Annotated in this window: 22 protein-coding genes; 19 read left to right on the forward strand and 3 right to left on the reverse strand. The window is 38.9% G+C overall.

Features of this window, described 5'->3' with window-relative positions; genetic code table 11:
- Positions 1–5: 5 nt before the first annotated feature.
- The 5 genes from C1A05_RS02915 (at position 6) to C1A05_RS02935 (ending at position 6,306) form a co-directional block, all read left to right on the forward strand.
- Positions 6–959, forward strand: a complete 954-nt coding sequence (locus tag C1A05_RS02915; RefSeq protein ID WP_102026668.1) for an ABC transporter permease — start codon at positions 6–8, stop codon at positions 957–959.
- A gap of 231 nt (positions 960–1,190) precedes the next feature.
- On the forward strand, positions 1,191–2,216 hold the full coding sequence (locus C1A05_RS02920; RefSeq protein ID WP_102026669.1) for an autoinducer 2 ABC transporter substrate-binding protein: 1,026 nt from the start codon (positions 1,191–1,193) through the stop codon (positions 2,214–2,216).
- A 211-nt stretch (positions 2,217–2,427) separates the two neighbouring features.
- The gene (locus C1A05_RS02925; RefSeq protein WP_102026670.1) at positions 2,428–3,375 is read left to right on the forward strand and encodes a sugar phosphate isomerase/epimerase family protein; all 948 of its coding nucleotides are present in this window, start codon (positions 2,428–2,430) and stop codon (positions 3,373–3,375) included.
- A 17-nt stretch (positions 3,376–3,392) separates the two neighbouring features.
- The gene (locus C1A05_RS02930; protein ID WP_102026671.1) at positions 3,393–5,063 is read left to right on the forward strand and encodes a ribulokinase; all 1,671 of its coding nucleotides are present in this window, start codon (positions 3,393–3,395) and stop codon (positions 5,061–5,063) included.
- A gap of 283 nt (positions 5,064–5,346) precedes the next feature.
- The gene (locus tag C1A05_RS02935) at positions 5,347–6,306 is read left to right on the forward strand and encodes an LCP family glycopolymer transferase (RefSeq protein WP_102026672.1); all 960 of its coding nucleotides are present in this window, start codon (positions 5,347–5,349) and stop codon (positions 6,304–6,306) included.
- Between the two features lie 33 nt (positions 6,307–6,339).
- Here the strand turns inward: C1A05_RS02935 and C1A05_RS02940 are convergent, their stop codons facing one another.
- A complete protein-coding gene (locus C1A05_RS02940; protein WP_102026673.1) occupies positions 6,340–6,969 on the reverse strand; it encodes a hypothetical protein in 630 nt (209 codons plus the stop codon).
- Between the two features lie 194 nt (positions 6,970–7,163).
- Here C1A05_RS02940 and C1A05_RS02945 point away from each other — a divergent pair, with 194 nt between their 5' ends.
- Positions 7,164–7,664 (forward strand): VanZ family protein, encoded by a 501-nt coding sequence (locus C1A05_RS02945; RefSeq protein WP_102026674.1) that lies wholly within the window; start codon positions 7,164–7,166, stop codon positions 7,662–7,664.
- Positions 7,665–8,000: 336 nt separating this feature from the next.
- Here C1A05_RS02945 and C1A05_RS02950 read toward each other — a convergent pair whose 3' ends face one another.
- Complete coding sequence (locus tag C1A05_RS02950) at positions 8,001–8,636, reverse strand: YigZ family protein (RefSeq protein ID WP_102026675.1); 636 nt, start codon at positions 8,634–8,636, stop codon at positions 8,001–8,003.
- A 196-nt stretch (positions 8,637–8,832) separates the two neighbouring features.
- Between C1A05_RS02950 and C1A05_RS02955 the strand changes: the two genes are divergently transcribed.
- Together C1A05_RS02955 and C1A05_RS02960 are read left to right on the forward strand one after the other, a co-directional pair.
- Positions 8,833–9,969 (forward strand): sensor histidine kinase, encoded by a 1,137-nt coding sequence (locus C1A05_RS02955; protein WP_102026676.1) that lies wholly within the window; start codon positions 8,833–8,835, stop codon positions 9,967–9,969.
- Between the two features lie 151 nt (positions 9,970–10,120).
- Positions 10,121–10,801 carry a response regulator gene (locus C1A05_RS02960; protein ID WP_102026677.1) on the forward strand — a complete coding sequence of 227 codons (681 nt, stop codon included), beginning with the start codon at positions 10,121–10,123 and terminating at the stop codon, positions 10,799–10,801.
- 480 nt (positions 10,802–11,281) lie between these two features.
- On the opposite strand, the gene C1A05_RS17850 is transcribed toward C1A05_RS02960, so the two are convergent.
- Entirely contained in the window at positions 11,282–11,512 is a 231-nt protein-coding gene (locus C1A05_RS17850) for a hypothetical protein (protein ID WP_145997282.1), read from the reverse strand.
- 380 nt (positions 11,513–11,892) lie between these two features.
- On the opposite strand from C1A05_RS17850, the gene C1A05_RS02975 reads away from it, so the two are divergent.
- The 11 genes from C1A05_RS02975 (at position 11,893) to csrA (ending at position 20,120) form a co-directional block, all read left to right on the forward strand.
- Positions 11,893–12,735, forward strand: coding sequence for a DegV family protein (locus C1A05_RS02975; RefSeq protein WP_102026680.1), 843 nt, complete (start codon positions 11,893–11,895; stop codon positions 12,733–12,735).
- A gap of 81 nt (positions 12,736–12,816) precedes the next feature.
- The gene (locus tag C1A05_RS02980) at positions 12,817–14,163 is read left to right on the forward strand and encodes a DEAD/DEAH box helicase (protein ID WP_102026681.1); all 1,347 of its coding nucleotides are present in this window, start codon (positions 12,817–12,819) and stop codon (positions 14,161–14,163) included.
- Between the two features lie 4 nt (positions 14,164–14,167).
- Positions 14,168–14,848, forward strand: coding sequence for a ComF family protein (locus C1A05_RS02985; protein WP_159461981.1), 681 nt, complete (start codon positions 14,168–14,170; stop codon positions 14,846–14,848).
- Between the two features lie 94 nt (positions 14,849–14,942).
- The gene (locus tag C1A05_RS02990; protein ID WP_102026683.1) at positions 14,943–15,368 is read left to right on the forward strand and encodes a TIGR03826 family flagellar region protein; all 426 of its coding nucleotides are present in this window, start codon (positions 14,943–14,945) and stop codon (positions 15,366–15,368) included.
- A gap of 89 nt (positions 15,369–15,457) precedes the next feature.
- Entirely contained in the window at positions 15,458–15,718 is a 261-nt protein-coding gene (gene flgM / locus C1A05_RS02995; protein WP_102026684.1) for a flagellar biosynthesis anti-sigma factor FlgM, read from the forward strand.
- Positions 15,719–15,738: 20 nt separating this feature from the next.
- Positions 15,739–16,230, forward strand: a complete 492-nt coding sequence (locus C1A05_RS03000) for a flagellar protein FlgN (protein ID WP_102026685.1) — start codon at positions 15,739–15,741, stop codon at positions 16,228–16,230.
- 14 nt (positions 16,231–16,244) lie between these two features.
- Positions 16,245–17,804, forward strand: a complete 1,560-nt coding sequence (flgK, locus tag C1A05_RS03005) for a flagellar hook-associated protein FlgK (protein WP_102026686.1) — start codon at positions 16,245–16,247, stop codon at positions 17,802–17,804.
- A gap of 10 nt (positions 17,805–17,814) precedes the next feature.
- Positions 17,815–18,696 (forward strand): flagellar hook-associated protein FlgL, encoded by an 882-nt coding sequence (gene flgL, locus C1A05_RS03010; protein ID WP_102026687.1) that lies wholly within the window; start codon positions 17,815–17,817, stop codon positions 18,694–18,696.
- A 161-nt stretch (positions 18,697–18,857) separates the two neighbouring features.
- On the forward strand, positions 18,858–19,436 hold the full coding sequence (locus tag C1A05_RS03015) for a DUF6470 family protein (RefSeq protein WP_102026688.1): 579 nt from the start codon (positions 18,858–18,860) through the stop codon (positions 19,434–19,436).
- 26 nt (positions 19,437–19,462) lie between these two features.
- A complete protein-coding gene (fliW, locus tag C1A05_RS03020; RefSeq protein WP_102026689.1) occupies positions 19,463–19,930 on the forward strand; it encodes a flagellar assembly protein FliW in 468 nt (155 codons plus the stop codon).
- Complete coding sequence (gene csrA / locus C1A05_RS03025; RefSeq protein WP_102026690.1) at positions 19,902–20,120, forward strand: carbon storage regulator CsrA; 219 nt, start codon at positions 19,902–19,904, stop codon at positions 20,118–20,120. Before fliW ends, csrA begins: the two co-directional genes overlap by 29 nt.
- The last annotated feature ends 193 nt before the right edge of the window (positions 20,121–20,313 follow it).

The following is a 20,313-nucleotide window of genomic DNA, read 5'->3' on the forward strand; positions in this document are numbered from 1 at the left end:
AGCAAATGAAACTATCAAAAGAAAGTCTACTAGGGCTAATCGCGGTAGGAACCATCATTTTGATGAGCTTTATTGCTCCAGGCTTCCTATCTTCAAACAACATTGATAACTTTTTATTCCAGCTTCCAGAATTCGGTCTGCTAGCACTTGGTATGATGGTTGTTATCATTACTGGAGGTATTGACCTCTCCATCACGTATACTGCTGCGCTATCTGGTGTTGGGGTAGCACTAATGCTAACAAATGGCCAACCCATTTTATTAGCCATTGTAGTTGGGATCTCATTTGGTTTATTATGTGGAGCATTTAACGGATTTATCGTTTCTAAAATTGGTGTATCTCCCATATTAGTAACACTTGGTACAATGGTACTTTTTGAAGGAATCATCCTTGCGATTACAAAGGGTCAGTCCATTTCTGGCTTTGGTGAAACATACAACTTAATTGGAAATGGGTATTACATGGGATTATTCCCACTTTCGATCATCATCTTTGTCTTCTTTATTGTTCTAACAGCTATCCTGCTTAATAAAACAAACTGGGGTAGAAGTGTGTATATGTTAGGAAATAACGAAATTGCAACCCTGTTCTCAGGTGTTAAAAATAGTAGAGTTTTAATGAAAGTCTATCTATACGCAGGTCTACTAGCTGCTATTTCAGCGATTATTATGACTTCTCGTTACAATTCCGTAAAAGTAGACCTTGGATCGTCTTATATGCTTCAAAGTGTTGCTGCCGCAGTACTTGGTGGAACGAACATTCAAGGTGGATACGGGAAAGTAATGGGTACCGTATATGCGGTTGTTATTTTCCAAACAATTTCAAACGGTTTGAACTTATTAGGTGTTCACCGTGCGATTGTAGACGTATTTTTCGGGGCAGTATTAATTCTCGTATTAACGGTGAACTTCTTCTCGGATAAATGGAAAAAGAACAAAGAAACAAAAGCAGTAGCTTAAATTAGTTGATAAATATAAAGGACGCACGAAAGAAAGGTGCGTCTCAATTACCACCGCTTAACTTAAGGAGGTGATGCACGTAGTAGGTTGAGATACCGAAAGATTGCTTAACATGTTCTTAAGTTAAGCGAAAAAATGGAAGTCTATGTAAGCGTTATCTAATAATGGTTTTTCCCTAGATATTTGTCTAGGTAAAAATAAATACAAAAAATCCTTAAGGGGGAAAAAGACATGAAAAAGGTTGTCTTAAGTCTAGTATCTGTACTATTTCTAGTCGGTATTCTAGCGGGCTGTGTTTCTGGTGAAAGTAGCTCAGATAAAAAGGATTCAAAGGAATCTGGAAGTGACGATGGCATTTCCATCGCTGTAGTACCTAAGCTAGTTGGTATTCCATACTTCAACGCTTCTGAAACTGGCGCAATCAATGCTGGTGAAGAGCTTGGCGTAGATGTGGAATATACTGGTCCTACACAAGGGGATGCTGCTGCACAGGTTAAAGTTATTGAAGATTTAATTTCTAAAAACGTGGATGTATTAGCAGTAGCACCAAACGATCCAGCTTCTGTTGAGCCTGTACTTAAAAAGGCAAAAGATCAAGGAATCCACATTATGGACTGGGATACTCCAGCTAATAATGTAGACGTATCAGTAAAGCAAGTAGATGACGAAGAATTTGGTCGTCACTTAGCGAAGAAGCTAGTTGAAGCAATGGGCACAGAAGAAGGCGAAATCGCAATTCTAACTGGTGGTCTTTCTGCAGCAAACCTTAACGCATGGATTGACGCTGCAACTGCTGAATTAGAAGAAAACTATCCTGGAATTAAAATCGTAACTGAAAAAGTTCCTACGGATGAAAAACAACAGGTTGCATACCAAAAGACACTTGACTTAATTAAGTCTTATCCAAATCTTAAAGGTATTCTTGCAGTATCCACACCTGCTCCATTAGGGGCTGCTCAAGCTGTTCAAGAAGAAGGACTTCAAGATGAGATTTCAGTAGTAGGTTCTGCTCTACCAACTGACTCTGCTCCATTCTTAGAAGATGGTTCTCTTGACACTGCAGTACTATGGGATCCAGGTAAACTAGGTCACTTAACAGTAGCTATCGGTAAAATGTTAGCTGAAGGTGAATTCCCTGAAGATGGTCAAGAAATTGAAGGTGTAGGTCCAATTACCGTTCTAGAAGATGGTAAAACAGTAATCATGGGTCCTCCACAAGACTTCACAGCAGAAAACGCTGGAGACTTCGATTTCTAAGAATCTCAAGGAACGCATAGAATGAACGTCCCCGCCTTGCGGGACGTTCCATCTATGCACATAGCAAGTGCAGTGGCTGGGGTTTTTTGGTGCCTGTCACTCCCCGAAATTTGTCGAATCACGACATGATACCTACGCCCCGCAATAAATACAATTATCATCCCCACCACCATTTCTCCACCAAAATCAAAAACTAGGAGGCTCTTACGAAATGAAGCTACAAAACTTTCAATTAAAAAATGAAAAAATAAAAGAAGCATTTTTGAAATTAAAGCAAGAACATCCAGAACGGTTCGAAAAGCGATTGAAATTGTCCTGGAGCAATTGGGGCTTTGGTTTGGAATCTTTGGAGGAATCTGTGGCACGGTTAAAAAATGCAGGAATTGATTACATCGAGCTCCATGGGAATCATTACGGAGAAGACCTAGGCTACGATGTAAACGAGACAGTAGCAATTTTAAACAAATTTAATATGAAGGTTTCCGGTGTATGCGGTATGTTTTCTGCGGAAAATGACTTAGCTAGCAATCTCCCAAGTAAACGTCAAGCCGCTATAAGCTATATTAAACGTGAAATCGCGTTTACAAAGGCTGTTGGGGGAGAGTATTTGCTTGTTGTACCTGGTGCAGTTGGCCGCCCAGATGCGTATGACGATACAGAATTCGAACGCAGTGTTCAAACCTTACGTCCATTAGGAAACTTATTTTTAGAAAGTGGTGTAAAAGCGGCAATTGAGCCAGTCCGTGCTGCAGAAGTGAGCTTTGTCCATACAGTAGCAGATGCGAAAAAGTATATTAAAGCTGTAAACCATAAAGGTATCAACCATATAAACGGAGACATTTATCATATGCAGTCCGAAGAAGCTCATATCGGAGAGGCTATCCTAGAAGCAGGTGATCAACTCGTCAACCTGCACCTTGCTGACAGCAACCGTGGCGCACTTGGGGAAGGCTTTATGGATATCGATACGATTATTATGGCACTTTATGTAATCGGTTATAACGAAGGAAATAAATTTTTATCACCAGAGCCACTTGGGCCAGGTGGAGATCCATATCCCGCGATGAATGCAGTGCCGGATAAAGCAAAGCTCGATCATTTAGTAAAACAAACCGCAACATACTTCAGAGAACGTGAAGAGGAATTACTGAAGCTTTAAAACGGGAGGGGACTACAATGACAAAATACGCATTAGGTGTGGACTATGGAACAGAATCAGGTCGTGCTGTACTTGTTTCGTTAGAGGATGGAACAGAAATTGCAGAGCATGTGACACCGTATCCGCATGGAGTAATTGATGAAAAATTACCAGTTTCGAATGTGGAGCTTGGCTATGAATGGGCATTACAACATCCAGGAGATTATTTAGAAGTCCTAAAAAACTCAGTACCAGCAGTAGTAAAACAATCGCAAATAAATCCAGAAGATATTATTGGGATTGGTATCGACTTTACTGCATGTACAATTCTACCGATAGATGAAAAAGGGCAGCCATTAAGCTTCCATCCGAAATGGACAGAAAATCCGCACAGCTGGGTAAAGCTTTGGAAGCATCACGCTGCACAGGATGAAGCAAACAAAATTAACAAAATTGCTGCAGAGCGTGGCGAAAAGTTTCTACCACGTTACGGCGGAAAGTTATCTTCCGAATGGATGCTTGCAAAGGTTTGGCAAATTCTAGACGAAGCTCCTGAAGTATATGAGGAAGCAGACCAATTCGTAGAAGCGACAGACTGGGTCATTTCTCAAATGACAGGTACCCTAGCGAAAAACAGCTGTACGGCAGGCTATAAAGCCGTTTGGCATAAACAAGATGGCTATCCATCCAAGGACTTTTTTAAAGCATTAGACCCTAGATTAGAAAATGTTACCGAAACAAAGCTTCGCGGAGAGATTTATCCACTTGGAACAAAAGCTGGGGAGCTATCCGAGGAAATGGCAGCGTTAATGGGCTTAAAGCCAGGAACTGCAGTAGCTGTAGGAAACGTCGATGCGCATGCAGCAGTACCAGCAGTTGGAGTTGTGACACCAGGTAAGCTAGTCATGGCCATGGGGACATCGATTTGTCACATGCTTTTAGGGGAAGAAGAGCAAGACGTAGAAGGGATGTGTGGTGTTGTAGAAGACGGCATTATCCCGGGACTTTATGGCTATGAAGCCGGCCAATCTGCAGTGGGAGACATCTTTGCTTGGTATGTGGATCAAGCAGTGCCTGCATACGTGGAAAAAGCGGCAGCAAAAGAAGGTAAAAATGTTCACCAATACTTAGAAGAAAAAGCCTCCGAGTATAAGCCAGGTGAATCAGGGGTGCTTGCACTGGATTGGTGGAATGGAAACCGCTCGGTGTTAGTGGATACAGAGCTTAGTGGACTGCTTATCGGTGCAACCTTACAAACGAAGCCGGAAGAGATTTATCGTGCTTTATTAGAGGCAACTGCATTTGGAACACGTAAAATCGTCGATGCTTTCCGTCAAAATGGCATTCGCGTGGATGAGCTTTATGCTTGTGGCGGATTACCACAAAAAAATCGTCTACTCATGCAAATTTATTCAGATGTAACGAACCTACCAATTAAGATTGCAGCATCGAAGCAAACACCAGCATTAGGTGCTGCCATGTTTGGAGCGGTAGCAGCAGGATCAGCAAATGGTGGATATGACAGCATTATCGATGCAGCTGAAAAAATGGCTCGAGTAAAAGATGAGGTAATCCAACCGATTCCTGAAAATGTAGCGATTTACGAAAAGCTGTACGAAGAATACAGTAAACTTCATGATTATTTTGGTCGTGGAGAAAATAATGTAATGAAGCGGTTAAAAGCAATTCGTTCCGAAGTAAGTGAATAAACACAATTTCGAACATGCATAATAAAGGACAAGGCATTGGAGATAATCCAATGCCTTTCCTTTTCCTCCGCCCTAAACGTCCTACATTCGACAAAATAAAGTATTTATCTTTTCCAGATAGTTCTATTCACGAATTCATGTTAAATTCCGATTACAAAAAAAATATTTTGTTGCAGAATCTCTTAAAAAGTGGCAACATATGTAGAGTGAATAACGTCTAATATAATAGCTGCATTTATATATGTAGTTTTTTGTCATATATTCTTAGATAGAGGTGCGAAAATTGGAGAAACGTACAGAGAGAAGAAGAGCAAAAAAGAAAAAAAGAAAAGGCTTGAAAATATTTTTAACCGTAGTAGCTGTTCTCGTTTTAAGTGTAGTAGGATATGGACTTTATGTCTATAGCCAGGTAAAAGACACTGTTAATAATGAAATTCATGAAAAAATCGATAGTATTGAGTCCCAACCAGACAAAGCAAAAGAAGGAAAAGAATCCCTTAATATTTTGCTAATGGGTGTTGATGAACGGGAAAATGATACAGGTCGTGCCGATACATTAATTTTACTATCCTTAAATCCGAAAACAAACAGCATGCAGCAAATAAGCATACCACGTGATACGTATACCGATATTATTGGTTATGGTACAACAGATAAAATTAACCACTCCTATGCGTATGGTGGAACGGATATGACGGTTGCTACAGTAGAAAACTTCTTAGATGTGGAACTAGATTATTACGTGAAGATCAACATGGAAGGCCTTAGCCAGCTTGTGGATGCTGTTGGTGGTGTTACAGTGAACAACCCGATTGAGTGGACTGATTCAGGTAAAGATGGCTATAAAGCAGGCTACCATTATGCCCAAGGTGAAATCGAACTAAATGGGGAGCAGGCAATGGGATTTGTTCGTATGCGTAAGCAGGACCCAGCTGGGGATGCAGGTCGTAACGAACGCCAGCAAATCTTAATCAATGCAATCGTGAAAAAGGGTGCTAGTGTTGGGTCTGTCACAAGAATCGGTGACATTTTAGATGTTCTAGGTAATAACGTAAATACAAACATGTCCTTTGATGAAATGAAGAGCATTTTTAAAAACTACCGTGATACTATATCTAACTCAGAGTCCTACAAAATTGAAGGCTATGGAGAATATATCGGTACTACATGGTATTACATGGTGCCTGAGGAAGAACGCCAAAAGGTACATGATTTAATTGTTGATTTTAATGCAGAGAAATAATCTATTACGAGCTCAACTACTGAGCTCGTTTTTTTATACTTCAAACTTATCCAACACCTTGTCCATCATTACAGAACGGGTTTCCTTTTTCATTGCTTCGTATTGGTCCTTTAAATCATCCGCAAGAACTGGATTGTGCCCATTTTCCTTAAGCTCGGCTTGCATTTGCTCGTACACCTCGTTGAAGGATTCATCTGTATTGTTCTCTAATTCGGTGATTGCTTTTTGGTACTTTAAATAAAGCGTCATTACATTGGCTTCTCCATCATCATTCTTGTCAGCAGTATACTCATCGTACGCATGGTTCATTAATTCATTTAGCTTATGCTCCACCTGTTCCTGAAGGCTGTTTAATGAGGCTTCGTATTTACGTACAATCGTGTCCTCGGTTAAGGTTTCTGTATCTTTATTTGGAGCTGGAATAGTACGTTTTGCTGTAGCTGGGTCCAAGGCACCCATTTGGGGAACACCATGGTTTAAGTCCTGCGCTCCTCCTTCCTGCTCCTTCGTCTCCTCACTATCACCTATATCTAACTTATAATCAGAATCAATTAATTCTTGAATTTTAGCATCTTCAATCGTAAACATTTTGAGTGGATCTATATAGTAAAATACAGCACCACAGATAAACAATAAGATTATTGAGAATAGCAGTTTTCTCATTTGTTCCACCGTCCTACCGTTACTTTAAAAACATTATGGACAGCAAACAACGGGGCTATTCAATCAAAAATAAAAATGTTTAAGAAAAATGTAATAATTTATCAGATTATGTCACAAACTAACAGGTTCGCTATTCATGAAATTGTGAAAATGTTATAATAAAACTAGTTTTGCTAAGCTAAGTGAGGGACATTATGAAAAAGAAATGGTATTTTTGGTTATTTCCGATATTGTGGATGGGTATTATCTTTTACTCCTCTGCTCAACCTTATGAAAAACAAGATATAAAACCGTTTTTTAATAAATATATAGATTTTAGCTTTCTTGAACCGCTCGTAAAGCATATTGAGTTTACCTATCATCATAGTCAAGTAAGTGTGGAAGCGCTTGGAATAAATGGATTTGTAGAGTTTTTTATTCGGAAAGGTGCACATTTCACTGTTTATCTAATCTTATTTTTGTTGTTCGTAGTAGCATTTCACAAAACGACAAATATAAAAAAGCTGCAAAAAGTGTCACTTTCCCTGTTGTTCACAGTGTTCTATGCAATTTTTGACGAAATCCACCAAGGATGGACGCCGAATCGAACCCCGTTTTATGGAGATGTGATCATTGATACAATAGGCGCAATCGTTGGGGCAGGGCTATTTCTTCTTATTAGTAATTCCCTACAAAATAGGAAAAAAGGGATGTAAGACAGTCCTTAATACTGGTTTTATTGGGAATAAAAGGGAAAAGTTGAGAAAATTGAATGTGAAAACGTAAATAAAGCGCATTTTTTTGGTTAATTTTCTCAACCTGGAAACCATTGATAAATAATGATATACGGTTTATAATATAAACATCCTCGATCATTTTTTGAATAAATAGACGCTACTGTATTGGCCGTTCCATTCAATGGAGCGGCACTTTTTTTGTAGAAAAAACGAAATGTAACCACTACGTACATACACAAAAAAATCGAAAGCGCTCGAACTAGCACCTTCGATTTTTGTCATTTCCCGGGGAATACTCTAGTTTAAAATATGTATTTATGATACATCAATTTCGATATAATCCTCTTCTAGTGCCTCAATTTGGGCTTGCGCATTTGTGAGTTCCACAATCCAGTCCTTGAACGCTTCGACCTGATCCATCTCTACATGCACATGAAAAGCTACATTTTCCAGATAATCTATATTGGAAAGTAAATAATCGGAAGATCGCAGCTCGTTTTCTAGCTTACCAAGCAACGTGTAGTCTATTGTCACTTTCAAATGCTTCATCAATAAGCGTTCGACAACCCCAATATGATCAATTGCCTCTGAAGTTGACTTCGAATAAGCACGAATTAATCCACCAGCACCTAATTTAATACCTCCAAAGTATCTCGTAACGACTACAGTTGTATCTTTTAGGTCCTTTTTCTTTAACACCTCTAAAATTGGAACACCTGCAGTACCGCTTGGCTCCCCATCATCATTCGCTTTTTGAATTTGATTCCGTTCACCAATCATATAAGCAGAGCAATTGTGCGTAGCGTTGTAGTGCTCCTTTTTAATTTGCTGAATAAACTGCTGCGCCTCCTCTTCTGTTTCCGTTCTTTTAACGTGACCAATGAAGCGCGACTTCTGAATGACAATTTCATGTGAACCACTTTGTTTTATTGTGAAATATTTTTTTAACATATTGTAAAAGCCTCCTATATCCTCCATTATAAAAAGAGAATGTAATTATTAGCAAACAGGTTATCATATGCATTAAAATGGGAATAATAATAAAATTAATATTAAATAACATTTAAATGTAGAAAAATAATCGAAAACCCCTCGAAATCATAATATAATCCGTAGTGTATAGGTAGGAAGTTGGAGGAGATCGAAAATGTCTCATAATCAAACGGAACGAAAAATGCTTAATAAAATATTGGAAGACATGCTTGCTGTTGTTTCCAATAGTAAAGATGAAGTGTTTGAAATCGGCGAACAATCCCGTAAAGAATATGAGGAAGTAGAATTAGAGCTTCAATTAGTAAAAGAAAAAGTGGTGCAGATCATTGAAGAAGGCGATCGACTAGAGCGACGTGTCAAGCAGTTTCGGATTAGACTCTCGGAGGTAAGTAAAAACTTTAAAAATTACTCAGAAGAAGAAGTGAAAAATGTATATAACGAAACACACATGCTTCAGTCCGAGTTACTAGTGCTTCGAGAAAAAGAGGACCAACTGAGAAGCCGCCGCAATGAGTTAGAACGGCGATTGTTAAGCTTATCCGAAACGGTCGAACGAGCTGAAAATCTAATTGGAAAAATATCGGTTGTCCTTACTTACTTAACGGATGATTTAAAAGGGGTATATGACACATTAGAATCGGCTAGGGAAAAAGAAGAGTTTGGCCTAAAAATTATAGATGCACAGGAAGAAGAACGCCGAAAGCTTTCAAGAGAAATACATGATGGTCCAGCCCAAAGCCTTGCTAATGTAATGCTACGTTCAGAGCTAATTGAAAGAACCTTCCGTGAGCGCGGAATTGAAGAAGCCATTCAAGAGGTAAGATCCGTTAAACAAATGGTCAAATCGGCACTGTTTGAAGTGAGACGTATTATTTATGACTTACGACCAATGGCCTTGGATGATATTGGTGTTATTCCAACGTTAAGAAGATACTTGAAAACAGTAGAAGAGTACAGTAAAAACGAGATTAAGTTCGTGGCAATTGGTGAAGAAAGACGTTTGGATCCAAAATATGAAACAGCTTTATTTCGTCTCGTTCAAGAGGCAGTACAAAATGCAGTGAAGCACGCAAATGCTACCCTCATTCAAGTCAACTTTGAATTAACTCCACGATGTGTCAACATTATTGTAGTGGATAATGGTGTTGGGTTTAATACGGATGAAAAAACGCGATCTTCCTTTGGGTTAATTGGAATGAAAGAAAGAGTAGAAATTCTTAATGGAGAATTGGAAATTTCATCAAAAGAAAAGGAAGGCACTAAAATTGCGATAAAAGTCCCATTACTTTAGTAGGAAGGAATAATGGCACAAAATCTAGTAATTGTTGTATAATGGAATAATAGAGAGAGAAATTTGGTAAAGTTTATCCACTTATAAATGACTAATAACAGTAGACTATTTAATTGAACGATTCACTAAACTATACAGGAGGTCGAGGATAATGGGCGCAAGAATAGTTTTAATTGATGATCATAAACTATTTCGAGAGGGTATTAAACGTATCCTAGATTTTGAGGAAGATTTTGAAGTTGTTGCTGAAGGCGATGACGGAAATCAAGCAATCGAATTAGTTCGCACGTATCACCCAGACGTCGTGTTAATGGATATTAACATGCCGACGATTAACGGTGTCGAAGCAACAAAAAATCTAATGATGCAATTTCCAGATGTGAAAATAATCATACTTTCTATACATGACGATGAAACATATGTCACACATGCTCTTAAAACAGGGGCTCAAGGATACTTACTTAAAGAAATGGATACAGATGAACTAATTGATGCAATCAAAGTGGTGAAAAACGGAGGTTCGTATTTACACCCGAAAGTAACCCATAATCTAGTTCGGGAGTATCAAAGACTAGCAAATGGTACCTCACACATTTCAGGAACGAAAATCGTAGAGTACCGCAAACCACTTCACCTATTAACAAGACGTGAATGTGAAGTTTTACAGCTATTAGTGGACGGAAAAAGTAATAGAGGTATAGCTGAAGCACTTTATATTAGTGAAAAAACAGTTAAAAACCACGTATCAAACATATTACAAAAAATGAATGTAAACGATCGGACGCAAGCTGTAGTACTAGCAATTAAGAACGGCTGGGTAGAAGTTTCGTAAGCAAATAGAATGGAAAAGGAAACAGATTCTAGTGAGGACTAGGTCTGTTTTTTTGTGGAGTGATATTTGGGGATTATTTGATGGTGTAGTTGAATAAATGTGCTGTGCTGGATGATTATTCGGTGAAGTTGCTGAAATACTGTGCTATGTTGGATGAATATTTGGTGGAGTTGTTGAAATTGTGTGTTTTGCTGGATGATTATTCAATGGAGTTGTTGAAATCGCGAGCTGTGCAGGATGATTATTCAGTGGAGTTGATGAAATCGCGAGCTGTGCAGGATGATAATTCAATGGAGTTGATGAAATCGTGAGCTATGCAGGATGATTATTCGGTGAAGTTGATGAATTAATGTGCTGTGCTGGATGATTATTCGGAGGAGTTGTAGTAATCTTGTGCTGTGCAGGATGATTATTCGATGGAGTTGTTGAAATCGTGAGCTGAGTTGGATGATAATTCGATGGAGTTGTTGAAATCGTGTGCTATGCTGGATGATAATTCGGAGGAGTTGTTGAAATCGTGTGCTGTGCTGGATGATTATTCGGAGGAGTTGATGAAATCGTGAGCTGTGCAGGATGATTATTCGATGGAGTTGTTGAAATCGTGTGCTGTGCTGGATGATAATTCGATGGAGTTGTTGAATACGCATGCTGTGCAGGATGAAAATCCAGAGAAGATGTTGAAATAATGCGCTGTATTGGATGAAAATTCAATGATGTTGTTGAATTCCTGTGCTATGTTGGATGAATATTCTCCGAAGTTGCTGAAATCCCGCCCCGTCCTGGATGAAAATTCCCCGCACTTGCTGAAATCCCGCCCCGTCCTGGATGAAAATCCCGCGCACTTGCTGAAACCCCGCCCCGTCCTGGATGAAAATCCCCCGCACTTGCTGAGATCCCGCACCATCCAAGTAGAAAATCCCCCCAAACCACGCATAAACCCACCCATCTATCATAACATGACTAAAGACATCCCCAATAAATTACAAATAAGAGAATAATAAATGCATTTTATTTTGTTTTTGTGTAAAATATGAAGAAGATATCTCGTGCTTATTTTCTATCAAATTATAAGGGAGAAGGGATGGAATAGTATGAAGACGGCTGTGCTTACGGATAGTACCGCTTACATACCGAAAGATCTTCGCGAAAAATGGGACATCCATATGGTTCCTTTAAATGTTATATTTGGATCGGAATCTTTTCAGGAAGAAGTAGACATAACAGCGGATGAGTTTTATACAAAAATGAAGGAACAGGAGGAACTACCAAAAACCTCTCAGCCATCTATTGGTCATATGACTGAAAAGCTAAAAGAGCTTGGTCAGGAATTTGACGCAGTTGTTGCTGTTCATTTATCGAGTGGTATTAGTGGAACACTGCAAGGGACGATTACGGCGGGGGACCTTGCTGAAAATATTAAAGTTTATGCTTTTGATTCTGAGCTTAGCTGTATGGCACAAGGTTTCTATGTGTTAGAAGCAGCTAAATTGGCGAAAGAAGGCGTGGAGCCGGATGCGATCATTGCACGTTTAAATGAAATGAAGCAATCGATGCGTGCGTATTTCATGGTCGATGATTTAACGAACTTACATAAAGGCGGCCGCTTAAACGGTGCGCAGGCAATGATTGGAAGTCTGCTTCAAGTAAAACCAATCCTGCACTTTGTTGATAAAAAAATCGAGCCATTTGAAAAGATTCGTACACGTAAAAAGGCGTTAAATCGTGTGCGGGAGCTGTTTGATGAAGATGCTCGTACAGGTAAACCGATTCGGGCTTGTGTTATTCATTCCCAACGTGAGGAAGAAGCACAACAGTGGAAAGTCGACCTTGAAGCAAAATATGAAAATGTTGAAGTAATGATAAGTTATTTTGGACCTGTTATCGGTACCCATTTAGGGGAAGGTGCAATTGGTCTTACATGGTATGAAAAGTAAAAAGCAATTATATGATAATTATCTTCTAGGAGCAGACTTGAATCGTTAAGTCTGCTTTTCTATAAACTCTATCAAAAGGAAGTGGAAATATTGAATTCATCTCCAACAAACCTCCTCTCTGGAAAACTCCTCCTCCAGCAAGAGCTCCCTTTTTCAGAAAAAGAAATCCAAAGCTTTATCCATACAGGTGTCCTTCAAGAAGTGCCGGGCATAAAAGAACATATTTTTGGATTTGTTTGCATTCGGTGTGGAAATCAAAAAAGCCATTTGTTTGGTGCAATACCACGAGATGATGAGGAAATTGTATATTGCAGGAAGTGTATTGAAATGGGGCGAGTTAGTACGTGTGAGCCTTTGTATCGCTGGACTGGTGCAAAGCTACAAATGCCTCAAGCTACTGAAGCCTTAAAGTGGAAAGGGAAACTAACCCAATTCCAACAGGACGCTGCTAATCAAATTGAGACGGCAATGTTGAATAGAGCGAGACTACTTGTCTGGGCAGTATGTGGCGCAGGAAAAACGGAGATGCTGTTTCAAGGCTTAGCAGCGGCAATGGGACGGGGTGACCGCATTTGTCTCGCTACACCCCGTGCAGATGTGGTTCGAGAGCTCGAACCAAGATTTCGAGAAGCTTTCCCAAATATTACGATTTCTGCATTATATGGAGGTTCACCAGACCGTGATGAAGGAAGTCCGTTCGTCCTCTCCACCACCCACCAGCTCCTTCGCTATGAAAAGGCCTTTGATGTAATGATTATTGATGAAGTGGATGCTTTCCCCTATCACGCAGATCAATCCCTATCCTATGCCGCAAAAAGAGCACGAAAAGACCAATCAAGCCTCATCTTCTTAACCGCAACTCCACGAACGAAATTAAAGCTCCAATCCAATCTAAACCTTATCCCAACCGTATTTGTCCCCGCACGTTACCATGGACATCCCCTACCAGTTCCACGATTTGTCCCATGCTATAATTTGAAAAAGTCCTTAAAAAAAGAAACACTCCCCAGCAAAATCACCAATTGGATCGCTGAAAAAAGAAACGCCAACCGTCGATTTCTGTTATTTGCGTCATCCATAGCTGCAGCAGAAAAAATAGCCAAGCTTACTGGAATGGAATGTGTCCATGCGAGTGATCCAGAACGAGTGGAAAAAGTAGAACGCTATCGTAATCAAGAAATGGACGCACTAATCACAACAACTATCCTGGAACGAGGGGTTACCTTTCCATCGATTGATGTCGCTGTAATCGAAGCGGATCATCAAGTGTTTGATGAAGCGGCATTAGTACAAATTGCCGGTCGTGCAGGACGGAATGCAAAGGATCCTTATGGAGATGTTGTCTTTTTTCACCAAGGAAAGACAAACGGTATGGTTGGTGCGAAACGGATGATTGAAATGATGAATGATTTGGCAAAAAGGAGGTAGTCATATGTATTGCTTATGGTGTCAGGAAGAAATTGTCCCGGAAGTCACGTGGACAACGATATTCAAAATACAAGGAGATCAAAAAGACTTCTGCGAACAATGTAAGTCCAAGCTACCCTTCATCCAGTCCCCAACATGTCCAAAATGCTGCCGTCCCTCTCCACAGGAACAAATCTGTCCAGACTGCTTAAGGTGGGAAAAGCATCCCCTCGCAAACACCCTTCACCAAAACATCTCCATTTTCACCTACTCGCTTTTTATGAAAGAAGTAATGAGCAAATGGAAATATCGTGGAGATTATGAAATTATTTATGCCTTTAAAAAAGAAATGAAGCAAAAATTACATCAAGCATTTCAACATAAAGAACTCACAATCGTACCCATTCCATTGAGTAAAGCTCGTTACAAGGAACGTGGATTTAACCAAGCTGAGGCAATTGCAAATTTTATGGAGAAACCAATCGTTCATGCACTCGAACGAATTCATAACGAAAAACAAGCGAAGAAATCAAGAAGGGAAAGACTACAATCAGAAAATCCTTTTCGAGTAGTAAAGGACGTTTTTGGGCATGTTGTGATTATAGACGATTTATATACAACCGGTGCAACGCTTCATTGGGCAGCCTCGTTGTTAAAGCAGCATGGAGCAGCACAAGTGGACAGTTTTACCCTGATCCGAAGTTAATTGTTAATATTTGGTCAAACATTTCACATGTAGAATATTTCGAATGGTGTCGATATAATAAAAGAAAAACGAAATGGTTCGAGGGGGATATAAAATGGGCGAATTAGCAAACTGTCCAAGATGTAATGCATTATTTGTTAAAAGTGTACGAGATGTATGCAACAATTGCTTCAAAGAGGAAGAAGCACAATTTGAAAAGGTTTATACATACGTAAAAAAGAAAGAAAATCGTAAAGCGAGTGTATCTGAGGTTTCCGAAGCTACAGGTGTGGAAGAGCGTTTAATTATGAAATTTATTAAACAAAAGCGATTATCTACCGTCCAGTTTCCAAACCTAAGCTATGGCTGTGAGCGTTGCGGCTCGCCCATTCAAGAAGGAAAGCTCTGCTCCAATTGCCGTGGTGAGCTATACGATGATCTAACAAGAGACCAAAAGCAAGCAGAACTGCGGGCGAGTGTCGAAAAAGAACGAAATCGCACATATTTCGCTGTCGATAAAAAATTTGGCCGGGACAGTTAAACATTTAACATCCATAACCGATATAGATAACAAGGAATGTTTTGTATCGTTTAAGTAGGTACAAATAGATAGAACGTGAGGTGAAGGATATGAAAATTCAAGGATCAAATTTTAATAATATCAACCCATATCAAAAACAAATTCAAAAGCAAGCTGCTATCCAACAAGGGAATCGTACGGATAAGGTAGAGATTTCAAGTAAGGCGCAGGAATTGCTAAAGGGAAATCCTGTAGAAGAAGCTCGTAAAACAAGAGTGGAGCAGCTGAAGCAAGATGTTCAAAGTGGGAATTATAAAGTGAACTACGAAGAAACTGCGAAAAAGATGATTGCTTTTTATACTGGAAAATAATGTAGAGGAGGTTAGCGATTATGGCACTACAAGAGATTACAGCATTAATGTCGAAGCTAGCCACACTTCATGAAAGCTTGCTGGAGCTATCCAAACAGAAAACCGAATTTCTAAAGGATGGCGATACAGACGGTATTCAAAAAACGTTAGTCAATGAAAAAAAACATATCCAAGCAATTCAGCAGCTGGAAGAAAAGCGAGCTACCTTAACAGAGCAATGGTTTAAGCAAGTCGCTCCAGCTGTTTCTGATTATACAATTACAGCAATGATTGATCATGTTGAGAATGCAGCCGATAAAGAAAAGCTAAACGGGATTTATGAGCGACTCATTATGGCAATTGCTTCGTTAAAACAGCAGGAGCAATTAAATGCAGACCTCACAAAGCAATCGCTTCAATTTGTGGAGCTAACGATGGAGTTGCTTGAGCCAACGATTAAAAATATGAACTATGGAGATCAACATACAGGAAAGTCTTCTCATAGCCGATCCATATTTGATTCCAAAGCATAGAAAGGAAAACGATTATGTCTTCTACCTTTAGTGGATTAGAAATTGCAAAACGCGCCCTATATACACAGCAAAGCGCTTTATATACAACAAGTCATAATATTGCAAATGCCAATACACCTGGCTACTCTCGTCAACGTGTTAACTTCGAGCAAGTAAGTCCATACCCTGCACCAGGACGCAACAGACCGGAAATCCCTGGACAAATTGGACAAGGTGTTCAAGCAGGCTCGGTACAACGTGTACGTGATGAATTCGTAGACCTACAGTTTCGTACTGAACACAACAAAGCTGGTTATTGGGAATCAAAAGCAAACGCCCTTAGCCAAATGGAGCAGATTTTAAACGAGCCAAGTGACACAGGCTTGTCTTCTGTTATGAACCAGTTCTGGCAATCCTTAAATGACCTATCTGTTAATCCAGAGGATGCTGGTGCTCGTTCCGTTGTTCAACAACGTGGAATTGCAGTTGCAGAAACGTTTAACTATATCTCGGATTCCTTAACAGCCATTCAAAAGGATTTGCAGGACGAAATTAATGTAACATCGAAGGACATTAATTCCCTGTTAAACCAAATCAAAGGAATCAACGAGCAAATAAAAGCAGTTGAGCCACATGGTTACCTGCCAAATGATTTGTATGACGAACGGGATCGCCTAATTGATGACCTATCGCAAATGGTGAACATTGATGTGGAATACCAATCAAGCGGCGGACAGTCCATGGAAATTGCGGAAGGCATTGCTTCTATTAAACTAGTAGATGCTGAAGGAAATGTAGTTCAAGGTGTTCCAAGTTTAATCGATACGGATAATAACGTGAATGAAATCTCCGTAACTGTTGCAGAAAACAACAAAGGTCAAAGCCTTGTTACAGGTGTGAAGGTTGGAGAAAATACGGTAAATCCTGAAGAATTCACTTCTGTTGGTAAATTAAAAGGTCTAATGGAATCACATGGCTACCAAAATGCAGCTGGTGAAGCGGTAGGGCTTTATACAACAATGTTAGCAGACATCGATAAAATGGCGTTTGCATTTGCAACGGCGTTTAACGAAGTGCATGGAGCGGGATATACATTAAACAATGAAACTGGTGTGAAATTCTTTGAACTAGGAACTGCAACACAGGATGATTACATCGGTTACGCTGGAAAAATGGATATTACAGCTGAAATAAAAGCAGATGAAGATAATATCGCAGCATCTACTGCACCAGATGCTTTCGGGAATGGGGAAAATGCCATCAATCTAGCAAATGTAAAGGATAAAGTATTTGCTTCTGGCGATGACCTAGGGAATTTCCTTGGTGAAAATACATCAGTAGAAAGCTTCTATGAATCTATTATTGGCGATATGGGTGTACAAGCCCAAGAAGCATATCGCATGCATACAAACGCCATAACACTAGAACAATCCGTGGAAACACGTAGACAATCCATTAGCGGCGTTTCCTTAGACGAAGAAATGTCCAATATTATAAAATTCCAGCACGCATACAACGCAGCAGCGCGTAGCATGACTGCAGTAGATGAAATGCTGGATCGGATTATTAACCAAATGGGCTTAGTAGGAAGGTAGGTGACAGGTAATGCGCGTAACACAGAATATGATTTCCAATAACTTTTTAAATAACCTAAGCAATAGCTACAATCGTTTAGATAAATTAATGGAACAAGCATACACAGGTAAAAAAGTAAGCCGACCATCAGACGACCCAGTCGTTGCGATGAAAGGGATGAATTATCGTACAGAATTAACGGAGATTCAACAATTTCAGCGTAATACAGCAGAAATGCATAGCTGGATGGATAATTCGGATGATGCGTTGGATAAAGCAACAAGTGCCCTACAAAGATTACGTGAACTAGCAGTACAAGCTAGTAATGATACGTATGAAGAAGGGCAAAGGGCGAATATTGCAGAAGAGGTTAAACAGCTTAGAGAGCATCTTATTGAAATTTCGAATACAAAGGTAAATGATAAGTATATTTTTAACGGTACTGATACTACAAACCCGAGATTTGGAGACGATGGTAAGTTACTTAATGGCACACCAAATGATGAGGCGGTTAATATAACGGTGTCTGATGGGATAACTTTACAAGCCAATATCACTCCTTCAAATGTATTTAACGAAGATCTATTTGATGGACTCCAAGCCTTCGCAGATAGTCTAGAGGCTGGAGAAACAAATGATGAATTAGGTGACTATATTGAACAAATAGACGGATTTATTAACAATGTAGTAGATGAAAGAGCAAACCTTGGAGCTAGAATGAATCGATTAGATATGGTGGAGGACAGACTTTCTTCCCAAGAAATTGTAGCTTCGCAAATCTTATCAGATAATGAAGATGTTGATTTTGAAAAAGTAATTATGGATTTAAAGACACAGGAAAGCATCCACCGCGCTGCATTATCGGTAGGGGCACAAGTAATACAACCATCCTTAATAGACTTTTTACGATAATTTATAGAACTCTTATCTTGCAAGTACTATCAGAATTAATAACTTTTTTGGATGATAGTATAAGAAAAAAATTAAGCTAACGCAATCTGGCGACAAGCTTTGTTTTCTAGTGCAGGATAAAGAGTTTTTCTTTTACATATATATGATAGGAGTTTTTCAAAATGCAATTACCTCAAATTCGACTAACTTCTCAAGCAGCAAAAATAGACTTAAATATCACAAAAGGAAAACAATCGTTACAGCAACCAAAAGCAGAGATGCAACTAGAACAACCAAAAGCAGATGTCCGGGTTGAAACGAGACCGAGCAAATTAACGATAGATCAAACTCAAGCATGGAGAGAACTTGGTTTTAAAACACCACTTGCAGCAACTTTAGAAAACGCACAATTAGGAAGACAAGCAGTACTTGAAGGAACTGGACGAGCTGCAAGTGAGGGAAATCAACTTATGAAAATTGAAAATGGTGGTAATCCTATAGTAAGTCAAGCATTTCAAAATGCATATGATCCAATGAAGGAATTTAATATAGGTTGGATACCTTCTCATGGGTCTGTGAAAATTAATTATCAACCATCTGATGTAATAATTGATATTCGTGCCAATAAACCTCTAATTAATATACAAGCACAAAAACCAATTCATTATTATCAACCAGGCCAAGTGGATATTACAATGCAACAGTATTCAAGCCTAAATATTGATTTTGTCGGTGTAAATTGGAAGGAAATGAGAATTTAACTAAAAGAAGAAAAGAAGGATGTACTATGAAGATTAAAACATTATACTATGGTGAAATTGAAATAAAAGAAGAAAGTATTTTAACTTTTGAATCAGGAGTCCCAGGATTTCAGGATGAAAAGAGATTTACATTAATAAAATTACCTGAAAATTCAACGTTTCAAATTTTACAGTCCATAAAAACACCAGAGCTTTCATTCGCTATAACAAATCCTTATATTTTTTATAGAGAATATGAATTTCAGTTGGATGAAGGTACCAAAGAACAACTAGGTATAGATCATAATGAGGATGTATCTGTATTTTGTATTGTTACTTTGCAAGAAACCATTGAGAAATCCTCATTGAATTTACAAGCGCCAGTAGTATCTAATATGAAAAATAATAAAGCAAAACAGATAATTCTAAATGACAAACGATACAAGACAAAGCACCCACTTTATCAAGAAAGTGAGGGTAAAGTACATGTTAGTACTAACGAGAAAAATAGGTGAATCTATTCGTGTTGGAGATGATATAGAAGTTAAGGTAATAAGTGTAGATGGTGATCAGATAAAAATCGGTATAGATGCTCCCAAAAGTGTAGATATTCATAGAGAAGAAATATTTCAATTAATACAAGAAGAGAATAAACGAGCTAGTAAGTTTAATGAAAATGCTTTACATTTACTATCCGGGAAGTGAGAAGTGCTTGGTGCAAAAGACTGTACCAAGCACTTTTTTATTTATGTCTATTATTCTTTAAAAAAATGGCTCTAAAATATTTGTTGGGGTACAGATAAAATTCAGAAAAAATAAACACGCAATCTCCTAATTTTGTTAGACTTTGTTTAGACCAATAAACAAAACAAAAGGGAGATGCGTGTAATTGAATTTT

The organism is Salirhabdus sp. Marseille-P4669, from assembly GCF_900240405.1.
Taxonomy (GTDB): domain Bacteria; phylum Bacillota; class Bacilli; order Bacillales; family Alkalibacillaceae; genus OEQK01.

Bases quoted from the DNA above. Each gene is read 5' to 3' on its own strand.
- C1A05_RS02960 (WP_102026677.1), top strand. From the start codon at position 10,121: ATGGGCGCAAGAATAGTTTTAATTGATGATCATAAACTATTTCGAGAG.
- C1A05_RS02930 (WP_102026671.1), top strand. From the start codon at position 3,393: ATGACAAAATACGCATTAGGTGTGGACTATGGAACAGAATCAGGTCGT.
- C1A05_RS02950 (WP_102026675.1), bottom strand. From the start codon at position 8,636: ATGTTAAAAAAATATTTCACAATAAAACAAAGTGGTTCACATGAAATT.
- C1A05_RS02990 (WP_102026683.1), top strand. From the start codon at position 14,943: ATGGGCGAATTAGCAAACTGTCCAAGATGTAATGCATTATTTGTTAAA.
- C1A05_RS02920 (WP_102026669.1), top strand. From the start codon at position 1,191: ATGAAAAAGGTTGTCTTAAGTCTAGTATCTGTACTATTTCTAGTCGGT.
- C1A05_RS02945 (WP_102026674.1), top strand. From the start codon at position 7,164: ATGAAAAAGAAATGGTATTTTTGGTTATTTCCGATATTGTGGATGGGT.
- flgK (WP_102026686.1), top strand. From the start codon at position 16,245: ATGTCTTCTACCTTTAGTGGATTAGAAATTGCAAAACGCGCCCTATAT.
- C1A05_RS02925 (WP_102026670.1), top strand. From the start codon at position 2,428: ATGAAGCTACAAAACTTTCAATTAAAAAATGAAAAAATAAAAGAAGCA.
- fliW (WP_102026689.1), top strand. From the start codon at position 19,463: ATGAAGATTAAAACATTATACTATGGTGAAATTGAAATAAAAGAAGAA.
- C1A05_RS02940 (WP_102026673.1), bottom strand. From the start codon at position 6,969: ATGAGAAAACTGCTATTCTCAATAATCTTATTGTTTATCTGTGGTGCT.
- C1A05_RS02985 (WP_159461981.1), top strand. From the start codon at position 14,168: ATGTATTGCTTATGGTGTCAGGAAGAAATTGTCCCGGAAGTCACGTGG.
- C1A05_RS03000 (WP_102026685.1), top strand. From the start codon at position 15,739: ATGGCACTACAAGAGATTACAGCATTAATGTCGAAGCTAGCCACACTT.
- flgM (WP_102026684.1), top strand. From the start codon at position 15,458: ATGAAAATTCAAGGATCAAATTTTAATAATATCAACCCATATCAAAAA.
- flgL (WP_102026687.1), top strand. From the start codon at position 17,815: ATGCGCGTAACACAGAATATGATTTCCAATAACTTTTTAAATAACCTA.
- C1A05_RS03015 (WP_102026688.1), top strand. From the start codon at position 18,858: ATGCAATTACCTCAAATTCGACTAACTTCTCAAGCAGCAAAAATAGAC.
- C1A05_RS02955 (WP_102026676.1), top strand. From the start codon at position 8,833: ATGTCTCATAATCAAACGGAACGAAAAATGCTTAATAAAATATTGGAA.
- C1A05_RS02915 (WP_102026668.1), top strand. From the start codon at position 6: ATGAAACTATCAAAAGAAAGTCTACTAGGGCTAATCGCGGTAGGAACC.
- csrA (WP_102026690.1), top strand. From the start codon at position 19,902: ATGTTAGTACTAACGAGAAAAATAGGTGAATCTATTCGTGTTGGAGAT.
- C1A05_RS02975 (WP_102026680.1), top strand. From the start codon at position 11,893: ATGAAGACGGCTGTGCTTACGGATAGTACCGCTTACATACCGAAAGAT.